Below are 17,585 nucleotides of genomic sequence, written 5' to 3'. Positions count from 1 at the left end.
TTCGTGCAAACAACGTGTAGAAACGGAGTCCTCGATACCCATGAAGTTCCAAAAAAAGAGACTGTCGGCCCTGGTGAGCGGCACCGCCCTCACCCTCGCCGCCGCGCTGACCCTGAGCGCGTGCGGCGGCGGTTCGTCCAGTGACTCCGCCGAGGGCGGTGTGGTCATCGTGACCGCCGCCCAGCCGCCGAGCTTCAGCTACGAGAGCACCCCCACCGGCTACGAGGCCGCGGAATTCTGGCTCAACACCGGCGCCACCCTGATCCGCAACCCCTATGTCGAGGGAACCGACGGACTCGCGGCCCACCAAGAGCTGTTCAAGTTCGAACCGGTCCTCGCCAGGAGCTACGACGTGAGCCCAGACGGCAAGGTCTTCACCTTCGAGCTCAACACCGACGCCAAGAGCGCCTCGGGCAACGCGCTCGACGCCGACGACGTGATCTTCTCGTTCAAGCGCAAGTTCGAGGTCGACACCAGCATCGTGGCGTTCGTCAGCGCCCCGGTGATCACCTCGCCCGACCAGGTCAAGAAGATCGACGACGACACCGTCACGATCACCATCGACGACCCGGCGCACGGCTTCACCCTGCTGTCGCTGCTGTCGAACCAGCCCTACACCATCTATGACTCCGACGTGCTGAAGGCGCACGCGACCCCCGACGACCCCTACGGCGTCGAACATTCGAAGACCAACGCCGACTACGGCTTCGGCGCCTACAAGCTGGTGAGCTACACGCCCGGACAGCAGATGGTCTACGAAGCGAATCCCGGCTACGCCCTCGGTGAGCCGCAGGTGAAGAAGATCGTGCAGCGTGTGGTCGCCGACGCCGGCCAGCGGTCGAATCTCGTGAAGAGCGGCGACGCCGACATCGCCACCCAGCTGCGCCCGGCCGACCAGGTGGCCCTGCGCGACGCCGGACAGGCCCAGATCTTCGACGTCCCGAGCAACGCCTACGTCTACGTCCCGCTGACCACCACCAAGGCACCGTTCGACAACGTCGACGTCCGTCGTGCGTTCGCCCACGCGGTGCCCTACGAGGCGATCATGAAGGACGTCTACAAGGGACGTCTCGGCCCGATCTCGTCGATCCTGAACGACACCCTGCCGGGTTACAACGGCAATGGCCTCGAGCCCAACACGTTCGACCCGCAGAAGTCGCTGGAGATCCTGAAGAGCGCCGGCGTCAGCACCCCGGTCAGGTTCGAGCTGACCATCAACAACGCCGTTCCGGACCTGAAGGAGTCCGCAGTCCAGATCCAGACAGCGGCCCGTGCAGCAGGTTTCGAGATCACGCTCAACGAGGTGAACTCCGCGGTGTTCCAGGAGGGTCTGGCCGCCAAGACCTTCCAGGCGTCGATGGGCCGTGACTACGCGGTCGTGCAGTCCCCGCCGTACGTCCTGTCGCTCTTCTACACCCCCGGCTCGCCGATCAACTGGCCCGACTTCGACTACGCGCCGCTGAACAACGCGATCGCCGCCGGGAATGCCTCCGGTGAGCCGCTCACCCCGGCCGCCTGGGCGAAGTGGAACGAGGCCGAGCGCATCCTGCAGGATCAGATGCCGACCGTCTACATCGGATACGTTCAGCCGCTCAACGCCTTCCGCAACGGACTCGGCGGCTACGTGTTCCGTACCGACAGTGTCATCGACTACTCGGTGCTGCAGCCATGACCACGCTGACCGAATCCGCCGCACCCGAGGCGCAGAGCACGCGTGAGGGATCGTCCCCGGTCCTCGAGGTCGTCGATCTGACCATCCGTTACGGCGGCGTGGAGCGGATCCACCCGACCTCGTTCACGATCGGCAAGTGCGAGCGGGTCGCCATCGTCGGCGAATCCGGTTCGGGAAAGTCCAGCATCGCCAACGCACTCGGCGGATTCATCCCGCCGGGTGTGGGCGAGGTGGCGGTGACGACGATGTCGCTGTCGGGACGGTCTCTGCTCGACCTGCCGGCCAAGCGGATTCCCGACCGCCGTCCCGGCATCTCGATGATCTTCCAGGACGCGATGAGCTCGCTCGATCCGATCTGGTCGGTCGGCAGCCAGCTCATGGCGGTACTCCCGAAGGACAAATACGGTTCCCGCAAGGAACGCACGGCCGCGGCCGAGGAGCGTCTCGAGCAGGTCGGGATCATCGATCCGGGACGGGTGATGTCGTCGGTGCCCGGTCAGCTCTCCGGCGGTATGCGCCAGCGCGTGATGATGGCCATCGCGTTGGCGTCCGAGCCCGAGTTGCTGATCGCCGACGAGCCGACTAGCGCGCTCGACGCGTCGCTGGCCGTGTCGGTGATGGAACTGATGACCGGTCTGACCGTCGCCAACGGGGCGTCGCTGGTGTTCATCACCCACGACATCGCGCTCGCCCGCAGGTTCTCGGACAAGGTGCTCGTCATGCAGAAGGGCGAGATCGTCGAGACGGTCGCCGCGCGCGACCTCGATCACGCGCGGCACCCGTACACCCGCGGTCTGCTGCAGTGCATGCCGACGCTGAGTTCGGCCCAGCTCGACCGTCTCCCGACCCTGGACACGGTCATGACCGAGGAGCCCGCGGCATGAGCACCATCATCGAGGTCGTCGACGTTCACAAGCAATACGGCCGCAAGGTGACCGCAGTGGGTGGGGTGACCACCAAGCTCGAGAGCGGTCGGTCGGTCGGCATCGTCGGCGAATCCGGCTCGGGCAAGTCCACTCTCGGGAAGATGATCGTCGGGCTCACCGCTCCGACATCGGGTCAGGTCCTGGTCGACGGCCGAGACCTCACCCGGTTGCTGGAGCGGCGTCCCGGGCGTCTCGAGTACCGCCGCAAGGTGCAGCTCGTGGCCCAGGACACCACGACGACCTTCGATCCGCGCCGGATCGTCCGGGAGGCGATTCGGAGGCCGGCACAGATCCTCGGCGGGATGGACGCGAAGGCGGCCGATGACGCCGTCGACTCGATCGTCGCCGATCTCGGCATCGCCCCGGAGCTGGTCGATCGGTATCCGCACCAGCTCTCCGGCGGTCAGCGGCAACGGCTCTCGATCGCACGCGCCCTGGTCGTGCACCCGGACATCCTGGTCTGTGACGAGGCGGTCAGTGCTCTCGACGTCTCCGCCCAGGCCGTGGTGCTCAACCTCCTGAAGGACTACGTCAAGACGCATTCCCTCGGGCTGGTGTTCATCTCGCACGGTCTGCCCGCGACCGCGTTCATCACCGACGACCTGTTGGTGATGAACCGGGGCAAGGTCGTCGAGTCGGGGGAGACCATGTCCATCCTCAACGCGCCGTCGAACGACTACACGCAGACCCTCGTCGGTGCCTACCAGGCCATGGAAGCAGTGGCCTGATCCTTCCAGATCGGCGGTACCAACTGCCGCACAACAGATCTCGCGGCGAGCGCTCCTCCCCGCAGACATTCACGACAGGAGATTCACATGTTCCATATGGGTTGGTTCCTCGGCGACGGCTTCGGCATTCATCCCTGGAGCCCGACGAACGGCGACGGTCCGTGGACCGGCACCAACCACCTCGACTGGATGAAGCCCGACATCCACGTCGACATGGCCAAGAGCCTCGAGCGTGCCGGCTTCGACTACATCCTCATCGAGGACACCTCGATGGTCGAGGATTCCTACAAGAACTCCGCGGAGACCTCGCTGCGCCGCGGATTCATGGCGCCGAAGAACGATCCGCTGCCGCTGGTCCCGCTGATGACCCAGCAGACCAAGCACATCGGCATCATCCCGACCGTCTCGACGATCCAGTACCCGCCGTACCTCGCCGCCCGGGCGTTCACCACGCTCGACCATCTGACCGAGGGGCGTGTGGGCATGAACGTGGTCACCAGCGTCACCGACCGTGTCGCCCAGAACTTCGGCTACGAACGGCATCTCGAGCATGACGAGCGCTACGAGATGGCGATGGAGTGGATCGACGTCGTCAAACAACTCCAGAACTCTTGGCAGGAAGGCGCGGTCATCGCCGACCCGATCGCGGGTGTCTATGCCGACCACACCAAGGTCAATCCGATCGAGTTCGTCGGCAAGTACTTCAAGTGCCGCGGCCCGCTGAACACCATCCCCGGCCCGCAGCGCGAGGTTCCGGTGTGCTCGGCCGGCAGCTCGGAGCTGGGGCGTGTGCTCGCCGCGAACTACGACGACACCCAGATCGCCATCGTCAAGGACGCGGCAGCGGCCAAGGCCTACCGCGAGAACATCCGGGAGCGGGCCGCGGCGGCAGGTCGCAACCCCGACCACATCAAGATCCTGTTCATCGCCACCCCGACGATCGCCGCAACCGACGAAGAAGCCCAGGCCGCGTACAAGGCGGCCCAGGAGTTCCGCAAGACCGACAAGGCGATCGAGTACAACCTGTGGAACATGTCGTATACCTCGGGAGGCCGCATCGACTTCGGTGCGATCGACCCCGACACCAAGGTGCGCGACATCGACCTCAGCAAGCAGAACGGCGAGTACACCTCGATCGCCGGACTGTTCGAGGGCCGCGAGGACGAGACCCTTCGTGAGGTGGTCGCCTCGAGCTTCCAGGTCAAGGACATGGGCCTCGTCGGCTCGCCCGCGACCGTCGCGGCCAAGATGGGCGAGATCATGGAGGAGGCCGGCGGTGACGGCTTCCTGTTCTACCTGCCCACCACCCGCATGAACCTGGCCATCGTCTCCGACGGCCTGGCTCCGGAGCTGCGCCGTCGCGGCCTCATCCGCGAGGAGTACACCGGCTCGACCCTGAAGGAGAACCTGCGCGCCTTCTGATCTCCACGGTTTCCGCGTGAGAGACGCTGTGCCCCCGCACACCTCGGTGTGTGGGGGCACGGCCGTGCGCAGGATTGGGCAGCAACTGCTTTCGGCAGTGGAGAATCTCGCGGTGGTCGAGACCCTCGCGGAGACGACTGCTACTTCGTTCGCGCTGCCGCCCGCGCATGCGGCACCATCCGGATCGCCTTCGGCAACCGCGGGATGACGAGTCTCGACTGAATGGCGATGAGCCGGAACAGCAACCGGCGTCCCGGTCCCCAGTCGATGGCGAGCAGTTCGCGTAGTTCCGGTGTCAGCAGCCCGGCCGTCACCGCGGCGACGACACGTCCCGCCACGGGTCGGACGGTCAGGTTCCAGATGAACGGGATGCGCAACACCGGGATGTGGGGCGGCGGCTTGGGTGAGGTCGCGACCGCGAACACGCGATCGGTCATGTCGGAGCGCTCGAGCCGGGTGCGCGTCATCTCGTCGAACCAGGTGCAGAACGCCGCCCAATCGGCGGGCATGTCCTGCTCGCGCACGCCGTACATCCGCCCGACGCGGCGCATCTCCTGGTAGAACCGTTCGACCTCGCCCGGCTTCCATCCGCGGCCGAGTTCCTTCTGCTGGGTGTAGACGCCGTGCACGAGGCTTGCGTGAACCCAGTGGAACGCTTCCGGATTCAGCGAGCTCCACCGAGTGCCATCGGGATTTCTGCCCTTGATGTCGCGGTGGCGCTCACGGAGCCGGCGAGCGGTGTCGAGGGCGTCCTGCCGACCATAGACGACGCCCATGATCATGTTCAGCGTGCGCTCGGCGCGACCATATGGATCGGTCTCGAAGACCGAGAACTCCCGGACACCGGCGGCGACCACCGGATGCGCGACGTCGATGAGCAGACGTCGTGGTGCGCCGAGGACGAACGTGAGGTCACCGAAGACGTTCCACGCCACGGAATCCGGGCCGAGGGGCTCGATCTCCGCGTCGGGTGCCGGACCCTCGACGGGCGTCGTGTCTGCTGTCATCGTCCTTCACTCATCCCGGGATAGAAGGGATCGACCTGGAAACAGGGTACGGGCGTCGCCTCGGCAGGTGTCAACGCATTCCTGACATGCCGCCACGTGCGCTCGCTGAAGTTGATCGACAGGTGCTCGGACAGGTCGACCGGGCAGTCGTCCTGGAGCAGGATGTTGGTCACGTTGTCGCCCTCCAGGAAACCGTTGGTGAACGGTGTGGCGATCTCGTCGTACTTGGTGACGATCGTCGTGTAGTGCGGGCCGGGCTTGGTGTCGCCGTTGCCGTAGACCTTGCGAACCAGGTCCGAGTACTGCGCCTGCTGGGCGAATGCCGGGAAGAGTGCCTTGAAGATCTCGTAGCCGACGGGTCCGAACGGAGGGAGGAAGTATCGGACGTAGGTGAGCATGTCGCCGGTCGAACCGTGGTTGCCGGGAGCGATGCCGATGAGCTTGTCGACCTTCTTGTCGCCGCCGAGGAAGTCGATGTAATAGTGCGGCAGCAGGCCGCCGCCCTGCGACCAGCCGACCAGGTCGACCTTCTCGGCGCCGGTCCGGCGCAGGATGCGGTCGATCTGACGCGAGATCTCACGGCCCGAACGCTCGATGTCGGCGAGACCCTGGATCGGGAACGTCGGGATCGGAGTGATGTTGCCGTAGTTGAAGGTGAAAACGCAGTATCCGTGGTTGGCGAGGTACGGCGCGCCCGCGTTGTAAGCCCACTGGGTGGTGGCCGTGGCGTTGAGCAACACGACCGGGTTGGGCCGCTTCTTCGTGAGCTTGCACGACGGGTCGTTGGCACCCGGTGGCGCCCAGCTCGGATCCACGGTCTGCTGCAGCGCGCCCGGGATGGCCGATCGGAAGTCCCAGGACACCGGGTATGTCTTCGTGGGCGCCGCCGCTGCCGCGCCGGTGGAGACCACTCCGCTCGCGGCCACCACCGTGCACGTCACCGCCGCGGCCACCATCGTCGTCAACCTTCGAAAACCGAGCATGTTCCTCCGCCTCGTATATCTGATGACGGATGTTGTCAGACATGTCCCCGTTTGGCAACGGATTCGTGACGATCAGACCGCCCATGGGGGATGTCGCTGGCAATGTGAACGACATGAATGACCGAAATATGTTGGCGGAGCGCCATTTCGAGCGAATCGGACAGAACGCCTGGGCGGCGCCCTAGTCTGGCGAGTACATCGGCACCGGGCGACCCGCGGTTCCGGGCCGGTAGCGCAGTGTGCCGTACCCGGTTGGCGCGACGTGCGGCCCCGGCCGCGGAAGGTGGATTCACATGGTCTCGGTGCCCTCGGCAGTCGGAACGGTGGTCGAATCGGTCCAGGACGCGGTCGGCGCGCTCAAGGTGCTCGTGCGCTCCGGCCTGCTCAACCCGACGAATCCCAAGGAGACCCTCACCACGGTCAAGCGCGCCAAGACCATCGGGCCGTGCGGATCGGTCGTCGCGCATGGCGCCGAGGAGTATCCCGACGCCGGTGCGATCGCGGACGAGAAGGGCGAGCTCACCTACGGGGAACTCGACGCCCACGCGAACGCGCTCGCCAACCACCTCCTGGCCTCCGGGATCGAGCGCGGCTCGGTGATCGGCGTGATCGCCCGGGACCATCGAGGGCTTCTGACCACGATGAGCGCGGCGGGCAAGGCCGGGCTCCGGCTGGCGATGATGAACACGGGCTTCGGCAAGACCCAGTTCGTCGAGGTCGCCGAGCGTGAGAAGGTCACCGCGATGCTCTACGACGAGGAGTTCGGAGACCTCGCCGACGCCCTGCCCCCGGCGATCCTGCGCATCGTCACCTGGGTCGAGGGAAAGCGTCCGATCCCGGACGGGGTGCGCACCCTCGAGGACATCACGGCCACCGGTGACACGTCGACGCCGGACGAACCCGATGAATGGGCTGGCCTGGTGATCCTCACCAGCGGTACCACCGGTCTTCCCAAGGGCGCGCAGCGCACCAGGCTCTCCCCGTTCTCCAGTGCGCTGATCGTCGATCGCATCCCGGTCCCCCGGCGCGGGTCGGCGGTGATCGTCTCGCCGATCTTCCACTCCACCGGCTTTGCGCTGTGGGGCGTCGCCGCCGCGCTCGGGAACAAGGCCGTCGTCATGCGGAGGTTCGATCCGGAGAAGACCCTGGCCGCGCTCGCCGAGCATCGGGCGGAGATGCTGGTGGCGGTGCCGACGATGCTGCACCGCATCCTCGCCCTCGGCCCCGAGACCATCGCGAAGTACGACACCTCCGCGTTGCGGGTCATCGTCATCGCGGGATCAGCGCTCTCACCGACTCTTTCGGAGGCGGTGCAGGACGCCTTCGGGGATGTGCTCTACAACCTCTACGGCTCCACCGAGGTCGCCATCGCCTCGGTCGCGACCCCGAAGGAACTGCGACTGGCCCCGGGCACCGTCGGCCGTCCCCCGGTCACCAGCCGGCTGGCCCTGTTCGACGACGAGGGCCACCGCATCCACGGAACCAACGTCCGCGGAAGGCTTTTCGTCCGCAACGGGGCACCGTTCGAGGGGTACACCGACGGCCGGAACAAGGAGATCATCGACGGTTACATGTCGACCGGCGACATGGCGCGCTTCGACGAGCACGGTCTGCTGCACATCGACGGCCGCGACGACGACATGATCGTCTCCGGCGGCGAGAACGTCTACCCGCTCGAGGTCGAGAACCTGCTCGCCGAGCATCCCGACATCGACGACGTCGCGGTGATCGGCGTCGACGACGACGAGTTCGGAAAGCGGCTGCGCGCCTTCATCGTCGCGGCACCGCACGCGAATCCGACCCCGGAGGACATCAAGGCCCACGTCAAGGCGCATCTTGCCCGCTACAAGGTTCCGCGCGACGTGGTCTTCGTCGACGAGCTGCCGCGCAATCCCACGGGCAAGCTGGTGCGGAGACTGTTGCCGACCGGTCCTCTGTGAGTCCGTCAGCCCACGCGCTTGAGCTGCTGGACCACCAGATGCAGTGCGGCCGTGGTGGTCAGTGAGCGGACCCGTTCACGGTCGCCCGGGAAACGGCGGGTGACCGTGTGGGTGGGTCGGCCCTCGATCGAGACGCCGAAGCACACGGTGCCGACCGGCTTGGTCTCGGTGCCGCCGCCGGGGCCCGCGATGCCCGTGGTCGAGACCGCGACGTCGGTCTTCAACCGGCGTCGCGCGCCCTCGGCCATCGCCGCGGCAACCTGCTCACTGACCGCGCCGTGCTCGGCGATCATCTCGGCCGGAACGTCGATGAGATCTGACTTGGCGTCGTTGGAGTAGGACACGACACCACCCATGACGTAGGCCGACGAGCCGGGCCGGTCGGTGAGACGCGCGGCGACGAGCCCACCCGTGCACGACTCGGCGGTCGCGATCGTCCGACCGTCCAGGATCTCCACCAGCTGGTCATCGATGGTCGAGCCGTCGGTCGAGAAGATCTGGCGCGCATGGTGTTCGGTCAGTACGTCGAGCAGCTGCCGGTACACGTCCGCGTCGTCGGAGGCGAAACGGGTCACCATGTCGAGTTCGCCGCGTCGGAGACACGTCGTGATCTCGAGTCGGTCGAAATCGGGGATCCGTGTCTCGGCGATGCGCAGCGTCTCCGCGAGCCGGGCCTCGTGCAGGCCGTAGGCGCGAACGGTCTCCTGCTCCAGGTCGTCGGCGCGGGAGAGGATCTCGCCGACCGCTGGGGAGACGACCGCCGACGGCCACATCGCCTGCAGCTCGCCGGGCGGGCCGGGCAGGATGACGATGGTCGGGATCGGGGCGTCGCCGGTCGTGGCGGGGATGACCACACCGGCCGCGGTGCCGGTCGGCGGGAGGCTCGACGCCCCGACCGGGACCATCGCCTGCTTGCGGATGCCGGTCCGCGTCGGGCCCTCGTCGATGTCGGGGGCGTCCGGCCGCCATCGCCGGATGATTCCGGCGATGTGTTCCTCGAGATCGGGGTCGAGCCGCAGCTCGCGGCCGCAGAAGGCGGCGACCGTCGCGACGGTGAGGTCGTCTGCGGTGGGGCCGAGGCCGCCACTGGTGACGATGAGGTCGACACCCTGGTCGGTGAGGAAGCGCAGCTGGGCCGTCAGATCGGCCGGGCGGTCGCCGCAGATCGTGATGTGGGCGACGTCGACGCCCAGCGTCAGGAGCTGCTCGGACAACCACGGTCCGTTCTGGTCGGAGATCCTCCCGGTCAGCACCTCGGTCCCCGTCACGACGATTCCTGCACGCACACTCACGGAGTCGAGCCTAGTCAACCGGGGCGCGTGCGGCGTCCGCTCCCTGAGCGAGAACGCAGCGTGATCCCTCCGGCGGGCCGAGGGGCCGCCCTCAGGCCTTCTCCTCCTTGGCCTTCTCCTGCATCGACGTCCGCGCCGGGTTGCCCTGGTCGACCTTCTTCGGGTCCGACTCGTTCTTCATCTCGATCACCCCGGACTTGATGCGGGCCCCGATGTTCGGATCGACGTTGTGCCAGTACTCGAAGGCGCGTTCCAGCACCGGGTCGGAGACGCCGTTGAGCAGGTGGCCGACCACGTTGTCCACGAACCGGTCTCGCGCCGCGTCGTCGAACACCTCGCGGACCAGCGTGCCGGCCTGCCGCCAGTCGTCGTCCTCGGGGTGGTCGACGTACGCGCTGCGCAGGATCTCGCCGTTGGCGGCCCACTGTGGCTCTCCCTGACCGGGATACAGTGCCGCCGGACCACCCTTGGAGTTGGGGGCGTATACCGGGTCGGTGACGTTGTGGATGCGCATCGCGCCGTCCTTGGAGTACGAGTGGACCTCGTTGATCGGCGCGTTCACCGGGATCTGCTTGTAGTTGCCGCCGAGGCGGGCACGGTGGGCGTCGGCATAGGAGAACACTCGTGCCAAGAGCATCCGGTCGGGACTGAAGCCGATGCCCGGGACCACGTTGTTCGGCTCGAAGGCGAGCTGCTCGATCTGCGTGTGGTGGTCGACCGGGTTGGTGTGCAGCGTCATCCGGCCGACCTCGATCAACGGGTAGTCGCCGTGCGGCCACACCTTGGTCAGATCGAACGGGTTGAAGCGGTAGTCCGGCGCGTCGTCGAACGGCATCAGCTGCACCTTGAGCGTCCAACTCGGGTGATTGCCCGACGCGATGTTCTCGAAGAGGTCGCGCGTGTGGAAGTCGGTGTCGGCCGCGGCCATCTGATCGGCCTCGTGCTGGGTGAGGTGTTCGACGCCCTGGTCGGACTTGAAATGGTATTTGACCCAGTGCTTCACGCCCTCGGCGTTGACCCACAGGTAGGTGTGGGAGCTGTAGCCGTTCATGTGCCGCCACGTCTTCGGGATCCCGCGGTCACCCATCAGCCACGTGACCTGGTGTGCGGATTCCGGCGAGAGCGTCCAGAAGTCCCACTGCATGTCGTGATCGCGAAGATTGTTGTCCTGGCGGCGTTTCTGCGAACGGATGAAGTGCTGGAACTTCATCGGGTCCTTGACGAAGAAGATCGGCGTGTTGTTGCCGACCATGTCGTAGATGCCCTCGGTCGTGTAGAACTTCAGCGCGAATCCGCGCGGGTCGCGCCAGGTGTCCGGGCTCCCACGCTCGCCGGCCACCGTCGAGAACCGCGCCGCCATCTCGGTTTTCACGCCGGGCTGGAAGAGCGCCGCACAGGTGTGGGCCGAGACGTCCGCAGTGGTCTCGAACGTTCCGAAGGCCCCGCTGCCCTTGGCGTGCGGCTGCCGCTCGGGAATCCGTTCGCGGTTGAATTGGGCCATCTGCTCGATCAGGTAGTGATCGTGCAGCACGATGGGCCCTCCGGGGCCGACGGTCAGGGAATGTTCGTCACTCCCGGCCGGTGCTCCCGAGTCCCGGGTCGTGTACAGCGAATCGTCCGACATGTCGCCTCCGCGAGGTCAGGTATCCGTTGGCGCGACACGTCGTGCCGGGAACATCCCTCACCGCGCGTCGAGCATGGAATGCGCGGCCCGAGGGCTGCAGGCCGGCGTTGCCGATCCTACCGTGCTGACGTGTCGGGCCAGGTCAGACGATTCGAGATCGTCCGGTCACCTCGACCCCGAACTCGCGCAGCACCGACTCGGTATGCGCGCCGAGCGCGGGTACCGGCCCCATGGCCAGTTCGACGTCGTCGAAGGTCATCGGCGGGAGCACCGCCTGGATCGGACCCGCCTCGGTGTCGACCTCTCGCCACCGGTCGCGTTCGCCGAGTTGCGGATGGGCGACGACGCCCGCCAGGTCGCGGATCTCCGCGGCGGGCACACCGGCTTCGGCGAGCCTGCGGTCGAGCTCGGCGGTGGTGAAGTGCTTGGTCTCGGCGGCGATGGCGGCGTCGACCTCGGCCCGCCGGGACACCCGGTCGATGTTGGTGCGATAACGGGGATCGTCGGCGAGGTCCGGGCGGTCGAGCACGGTGCGGGTGAGGGTGTCCCAGCCCCGGTCGTTCTGCACGCCGATCAGGATGTGGCCGTCGGCGGTGGGGTACTTGTCGTACGGCACGATCGCCGCGTGGCCCACGCCGACGCGCTCGATCTGCTTGCCGCCGTAGAGCCGCATGTACATCGCATGGCCCATCCACTCGACCGTCGCGTCGAACATCGACACCGCCACCCGCGCCCCGACCCCGGTCCGCTCTCGCCGGAACAGGGCGGACAACACCGACGTGAGGGCGTACATCCCGGCGGCGATGTCGGATGACGGGATACCGGTCTTGGTCATCTCGTCGGGCGTGCCCGTGACCGAGATCAGGCCGGTCTCGGCCTGCACGAGCATGTCGTAGGCCTTGCGATCGCGGAACGGTCCCGAGTCGCCGTACCCGGACATGTCGACGACGACGAGTTCGGGGTGGTCGGCGCGGAGTTCGTCGGCTCCGAGACCGAGTCGCGCCGCGGCCCCGGGTGCGAGGTTCTGCAGGAATACGTCGGCGCCGGCGATCAGCTTCTTGATCGCCGCGATGCCCGCATCGCTCTTGAGATCGAGCTCGACCGATTCCTTGCCGCGGTTGAGCCAGACGAAATGGGTTCCGGCCCTGCCGCGTACCGCGGAGTCGTACTGCCGCGCGAAGTCTCCTTCCCCGACCCGCTCGATCTTGATGACCCGGGCCCCGAGGTCGGCGAGGTGGCGGGTGGCCAAGGGCGCGGCGACGGCCTGCTCCAGGGCGATGACGGTGATGCCCTCGAGTGGCAGTGGAGCATTCGGGTGGTCCGATTTCACCGGCCAAGAATCACCCGGCACGTCCGGTTCGTCAACGGTTCCCGAATTAACTCGAACACTGCTGTACGAGTTCTGTTAGCCTGGACCCATCTGTTCGAGAGGTCGGCCCGGGAGGTACGTCGTGTCGGAGATGGGCGAGCGCATGCAGAGGGCGGATGCGCGGCGGAATGTGGAGGCGATCATCGACGCGGCGATCCGGGTGTTGGCCCGCGACCCGAAGGCGTCGGTGTCGGTGATCGCGAAGGAGGCGGGCGTCGGCCGCGTGACCCTGTACGGCCACTTCCCGAACCGGGCGGCGGTGCTCGCCGCCGCGGTGGACCGGGCGCTCGCCGAGACGACGGCCGCGATCACCGCGGCGCGCCTCCACGAGGGCGACCCGTTCGAGGCGTTGGCCCGGCTCGTCGACGCCTCGTGGTCGGTGGCGCACCGTCACGGAGCGCTGCTGGTCGCGGCCCAACGAGCCCTTCCCGCAGACGAATTGACGCTCGCACACGCCGAGCCGATGGCTGCGGCCGAGGCGCTGTTCGCCCGTGGGCAGCGCAGCGGGGTGTTCCGCGACGACATCTCGACCGGATGGCTGGTCTCGTTGCTGCACACCGTGACCCACGGTGCGTCGAGCGCGGTGCACGAGGGCGGGATCGACGCCGCAGACGCACCGAAACTGATCTTCGCGACGATGTCCGGGACGGTGACGCCGCCGGGCGCCGGGGTGCCGGTGCCCCCGGACCGTGCCGTGGGATCGATGCCGTGAGTGCGACCGGTCACCCGCGGTTGCGACGGGCGCTCGCAGCGGTCGCCTGGACCCTGCTGTCGATCGTGGCGGTGGCGGGCGTGTGGGTGGCCGTCGGACTGCCGTCGGCGAAGAGGGCGGCGGCGCAGGTGTATCCGGAACCGGCGGCGGTGCGCCCGGCCGATGTCGGGCTCGCCGCCCAGCGCGCGCCCGGGTTCCGGCCCGAGCGGCCGACGGTGGCGATCCTCCTCGCCGGGGGCGGGACCAACATCGCAGACACACTCGCGCCCTACGAGGTCTTCGCACGGTCCGGGATCGTCAACGTGTTCCTCGTCGCCGAGGAACCCGGGCCCATCACGCTCGGCGGTGGACTCACGGTTCTGCCGCAACGCACCTTCGCCGAGATCGAGGAGATGACCGGCGGCGCGCCCGAGGTCATCGTCGTCGCGCAGATGCACGGTGATCGGGACAGCGAGATGCGTTGGGTGGCAGACACTCTCGACAAGAACCCGGACACCCTGGTGATGAGCGTCTGCGTGGGCGCGGCCGACATCGCCGATGTCGGCATCCTCGGAGGTCGCCGCGCGACCACGCACTGGCTCAAGCTCGTCGGGTTGCGGCGCGAGCCCGGGGACACCGACTGGGTCGATGGCGTGCGGTTCGTCGAGGACGGGCCGACGATCACCGCGGCGGGCGTCCTGTCGGGCATCGATGCCGCGATGCGCGTCGTCGAACGGCTCGGAGGCGGCGACCAGCTGCCCCGGATCTCGCGGGAGATCCACTGGCGCGGATATGGTTCCGGGGCGGGTGTCGACATCGATCCGGCCGCGCTCGGGCCCGGTGACCTGCCGTTCGCGCTGAGCGCCGCGTTCCGTTGGGACCGCCCGCGCAACGGCGTGCTGTTGACCCCGGGGGTGGGCGAGATCGAGCTGGCATCCGCCTTCCGCCCGTACACCGAGCTCTCGTGGCTGGCGACGCTCACCGCGGTGTCACCGGACGGCGGGCCGGTGACGTCCCGGCACGGGGTGACCGTCATCCCGGCGTCCGATGTGGCAGGTGCCGGCGGGATCGACCGTCTCTTGGTGCCGGGCGCAGAGGCCGCCCGCACCGGGGTGGCCGCGGCCGTCGTCGGTGACGGTCCCGAACCGACGTACCTGCATCGGTCGGATCGGTTCGCGTTCGACCCGGTCCTCGATGACATCGCCGTCCACTACGACCGCGCCACCGCGTCGTGGGTGGCGAAGAGCCTGCAATATCCCGTGGACGTCCCGGCCGCCGGTCGCGATGGCGTGGCCCCCTGGCCGTGGGCGCAGACGGCGATCGCGGCCACCTTGGCGGCGGCCGCGATCGGTCTCGTTCAGCTGGTGCGCATCAGCGTCCGGGTGCTCCGGGACAGGCGCCGGTCGTCATGATCGACGATCGGACTCCGTGGAGGCCGGGGCGCCGGTGACGACCCGACGGGCGGGGCCGGCGTGGGCGCCCTCGGCGGCGGGCCCTGCGGCGGCGGTCGTTGCGTCGAGGGTCGTTGCGGCCGTAACCGCGGCCGGGGTGGGTCCGGCATCCCCCGACGCGGCGAGGGCGGCCTCGGCGCGGCGCTGGTCCTCGGCATTGAGGGTGTTCAGCGCGACCTCCTTGATGAACAGCACCGCCAGCGTGCCGACGAGCGCCATCACCATCGAGACCAGGAAGATCCGTGCGGTGCCGTCACCGTAGGCGCCGCGGACGATGGCCTCGATCGGTGCGGGCAGCTCGTTGAGGTTCGACAGACCCGCGCCGCCGGAACCGGTCTGGGTGATGCCGACCGCACGCAGCCCCTGCGCGATCAGATCGGCGACGTGGTTCGACAGCACCGCGCCCAGGATCGAGACGCCGGCTGCACCGCCGAGCGACCGGAAGAACGTGACGACCGACGTCGCCGCACCGAGATTGCGCGGGGCGATGGTGTTCTGGACGGCCAACACCAGGTTCTGCATGGTCATACCCATGCCGAGGCCGAGCGCGAACAGGTAGCACCCGAGCACCGCCATGTTGGTGTGGGAGTCGATGGTCGCGAGCAGGCCGAAGCCGAGGGCCATCACGATCGAGCCGGCGACCAGGTATGCCTTCCAGCGGCCGAACTTGGTGATCAGTCGCCCGGACACGGTGGCCGAGACGAGCGAGCCGATGACCATGGGGAGCGTCAGGAGGCCCGCTGCGGTCGGGGAGTAGCCACGGGCGATCTGGAAGTACTGGCCCAGGAACACGGCGCCGCCGAACAGTGCCACGCCGACCGCGATGCTCGCGATCGTCGCGAGGGTGGTGGTGCGGTCCTTGAACAGGTACAGCGGGATGATCGGGTCCTTCGCCCTGGACTCCACCCAGAGGGCGACGGCCAGCATCGCGAGGCCGAGGGCGATGAGGCCGAATGAGGTGGTCGAGGCCCAGTCGAAGTTCTTGCCGGCAAGCGTGACCCAGATCAGCAGGACGCTGACGCCGGCCGCGATGAGCAGGGCTCCCGCGTAGTCGATGTGGACCTCGCGACGGATCAGCGGCAGGTTCAACGTGCGCTGGACGACGATCATGGCGATGACCGCGAGCGGGACGCACACATAGAACGTCCACCGCCAGCCGAGCCAGCTCGTGTCGACGATGACGCCACCCAGCAGCGGGCCGGCGACGGTGGCCAGTGACATGACACCGGCGATCGCGCCCTGGTAGCGGCCGCGTTCCCGCGGGCTGAACATCGACGCGATGACGATCATGACCAGCGACTGCATACCGCCGAGTCCGAGACCCTGGACGACGCGGAATCCGATCAGCATCGGGACGGTGGTCGACAGACCCGCGAGCATCGAGCCGATGGTGAAGACGGCGAGCGACAGCTGGACGAGCAGCTTCTTGCTGAAGACGTCGGACAGCTTGCCCCAGATCGGGGTCGCGGCGGTCGATGCCAGCAACGTCGCGGTGACCACCCAGGTGTACTGATCCTGTGTTCCGTGTAGCTGGGTGATGATCGTCGGCAGCGCGTTCGACACGATCGTCGCCGACATGAGGGCGACGAACATGCCCAGCAGCAGGCCGATGAGCGCGTTGATGCGCTGGCGATGCGTCATCGGGGTGTCCGCGGGTTCGACGCGGGTCGGGGACGTTGTCATGCAGGCGGTTCCTCGGTCGTGTAGGGCGTCGTCGGTGAAACGGCGCGGTTCAGGCGGGCGCGCGGGTGGCGCGTCGACGTGGGCTCGGTCGACGTCGCGATCTCTGCGTGCCGGAGGGGTGATGAAAACGGGCACAGGGGACGCCCGTTTAGTTGAATACTGCAACTATAGGGCGCGAAAGGTGTAACGCGCAACGATCTGAGTTATTCCCCGCGATCCCGGGACGAGTGTGTCGTGCCTCTCAGGACTGGGCGTCCGTGCGCGAGGCGGGGTCGTCCGAGGCGGCTTCGCTGAGGCGATGCAGCAGGCGGGTGAGGGTGCGGATGTCCTCCGGGTCCCATTTCGCGAGCCGTGCGCGCCACTCGGTGACCGCGGAGGCGAGGACCGCGTCGACGCGTTCGCGGCCGTGCGGGGTCAGGGTCACGACGCGAGCGCGGGCGTCACGGGGATCGGGATGGCGCTCGGCGAGGCCGAGTCGTTCCACGGCGTCGATCTGCCGCGTGACCGTCGACTTCTCCATGCCCACGGCGCTGACCAGCTCGGACATCGGCATCGAGTTGTGGCGGGCGAGCACTGTGATGAGCGGATAGCAGGACGGATCGAGGCGTGGGTCTATCGCACGGGCGCGCAGGCGGGTCCGGATGCGGCCGCGCCGCCAGAAGTCGGTCAGCTCCGCCTCGAGGCCACTGATGGCGTCGGAGTCGATCGGGTCGCCCGGTGCGGCGGTGGTCGAGTCCGAGCTCATGATCGCGGGTCCTTTCGGAGGTGGTGCGACGCAGGGTCGCGGTCAGGGTACC

Annotated in this window: 14 protein-coding genes; 7 read left to right on the top strand and 7 right to left on the bottom strand. The window is 67.7% G+C overall.

Annotated features, from left to right (window positions below):
- The first annotated feature begins 40 nt into the window (after positions 1-40).
- The 4 genes from ABFT43_RS16250 to ABFT43_RS16235 all read left to right on the top strand — a co-directional run bounded on the left by ABFT43_RS16250 (position 41) and on the right by ABFT43_RS16235 (position 4,748).
- Positions 41-1,672 (top strand): ABC transporter substrate-binding protein, encoded by a 1,632-nt coding sequence (locus tag ABFT43_RS16250; RefSeq protein ID WP_347961368.1) that lies wholly within the window; start codon positions 41-43, stop codon positions 1,670-1,672.
- Positions 1,669-2,556 carry an ABC transporter ATP-binding protein gene (locus tag ABFT43_RS16245; protein ID WP_347961367.1) on the top strand — a complete coding sequence of 296 codons (888 nt, stop codon included), beginning with the start codon at positions 1,669-1,671 and terminating at the stop codon, positions 2,554-2,556. Before ABFT43_RS16250 ends, ABFT43_RS16245 begins: the two co-directional genes overlap by 4 nt.
- A complete protein-coding gene (locus ABFT43_RS16240; RefSeq protein WP_347961366.1) occupies positions 2,553-3,326 on the top strand; it encodes an ABC transporter ATP-binding protein in 774 nt (257 codons plus the stop codon). Before ABFT43_RS16245 ends, ABFT43_RS16240 begins: the two co-directional genes overlap by 4 nt.
- A gap of 87 nt (positions 3,327-3,413) precedes the next feature.
- A complete protein-coding gene (locus tag ABFT43_RS16235; RefSeq protein ID WP_347961365.1) occupies positions 3,414-4,748 on the top strand; it encodes an NtaA/DmoA family FMN-dependent monooxygenase in 1,335 nt (444 codons plus the stop codon).
- Between the two features lie 140 nt (positions 4,749-4,888).
- Here ABFT43_RS16235 and ABFT43_RS16230 read toward each other — a convergent pair whose 3' ends face one another.
- On the bottom strand, positions 4,889-5,755 hold the full coding sequence (locus ABFT43_RS16230; RefSeq protein WP_347961364.1) for an oxygenase MpaB family protein: 867 nt from the start codon (positions 5,753-5,755) through the stop codon (positions 4,889-4,891).
- Positions 5,752-6,711, bottom strand: a complete 960-nt coding sequence (locus ABFT43_RS16225; protein WP_347961363.1) for an esterase/lipase family protein — start codon at positions 6,709-6,711, stop codon at positions 5,752-5,754. Before ABFT43_RS16225 ends, ABFT43_RS16230 begins: the two co-directional genes overlap by 4 nt.
- Positions 6,712-7,031: 320 nt before the next feature.
- On the opposite strand from ABFT43_RS16225, the gene ABFT43_RS16220 reads away from it, so the two are divergent.
- A complete protein-coding gene (locus ABFT43_RS16220; protein ID WP_347961362.1) occupies positions 7,032-8,678 on the top strand; it encodes an acyl-CoA synthetase in 1,647 nt (548 codons plus the stop codon).
- 5 nt (positions 8,679-8,683) lie between these two features.
- Here ABFT43_RS16220 and ABFT43_RS16215 read toward each other — a convergent pair whose 3' ends face one another.
- The 3 genes from ABFT43_RS16215 to ABFT43_RS16205 all read right to left on the bottom strand — a co-directional run bounded on the left by ABFT43_RS16215 (position 8,684) and on the right by ABFT43_RS16205 (position 12,924).
- A complete protein-coding gene (locus ABFT43_RS16215) occupies positions 8,684-9,970 on the bottom strand; it encodes a competence/damage-inducible protein A (protein WP_347961361.1) in 1,287 nt (428 codons plus the stop codon).
- 91 nt (positions 9,971-10,061) lie between these two features.
- The gene (locus tag ABFT43_RS16210; protein ID WP_347961360.1) at positions 10,062-11,594 is read right to left on the bottom strand and encodes a catalase; all 1,533 of its coding nucleotides are present in this window, start codon (positions 11,592-11,594) and stop codon (positions 10,062-10,064) included.
- 142 nt (positions 11,595-11,736) lie between these two features.
- Positions 11,737-12,924, bottom strand: coding sequence for a CaiB/BaiF CoA transferase family protein (locus ABFT43_RS16205; protein WP_347961359.1), 1,188 nt, complete (start codon positions 12,922-12,924; stop codon positions 11,737-11,739).
- A gap of 142 nt (positions 12,925-13,066) precedes the next feature.
- Between ABFT43_RS16205 and ABFT43_RS16200 the strand changes: the two genes are divergently transcribed.
- Both ABFT43_RS16200 and ABFT43_RS16195 read left to right on the top strand, forming a co-directional pair.
- Positions 13,067-13,675, top strand: coding sequence for a TetR/AcrR family transcriptional regulator (locus ABFT43_RS16200; protein ID WP_347961358.1), 609 nt, complete (start codon positions 13,067-13,069; stop codon positions 13,673-13,675).
- Positions 13,672-15,066: a DJ-1/PfpI family protein gene (locus ABFT43_RS16195; RefSeq protein ID WP_347961357.1), complete on the top strand. Its 1,395-nt coding sequence runs from the start codon at positions 13,672-13,674 to the stop codon at positions 15,064-15,066. The genes ABFT43_RS16200 and ABFT43_RS16195 overlap by 4 nt, the downstream gene beginning before the upstream one ends.
- Here ABFT43_RS16195 and ABFT43_RS16190 read toward each other — a convergent pair.
- Both ABFT43_RS16190 and ABFT43_RS16185 read right to left on the bottom strand, forming a co-directional pair.
- Positions 15,061-16,788 (bottom strand): MDR family MFS transporter, encoded by a 1,728-nt coding sequence (locus ABFT43_RS16190; RefSeq protein WP_347961356.1) that lies wholly within the window; start codon positions 16,786-16,788, stop codon positions 15,061-15,063. The two genes, ABFT43_RS16195 and ABFT43_RS16190, sit on opposite strands and share 6 nt — an antisense overlap.
- A 241-nt stretch (positions 16,789-17,029) precedes the next feature.
- On the bottom strand, positions 17,030-17,533 hold the full coding sequence (locus ABFT43_RS16185; protein WP_347961355.1) for a MarR family winged helix-turn-helix transcriptional regulator: 504 nt from the start codon (positions 17,531-17,533) through the stop codon (positions 17,030-17,032).
- Positions 17,534-17,585: the final 52 nt, after the last annotated feature.

This window comes from Gordonia aurantiaca, from assembly GCF_039939235.1.
Lineage (GTDB): Bacteria > Actinomycetota > Actinomycetes > Mycobacteriales > Mycobacteriaceae > Gordonia.
Note: the sequence above shows the minus strand (reverse complement) of the source record. Positions and strands in the feature narration are given on the sequence as shown.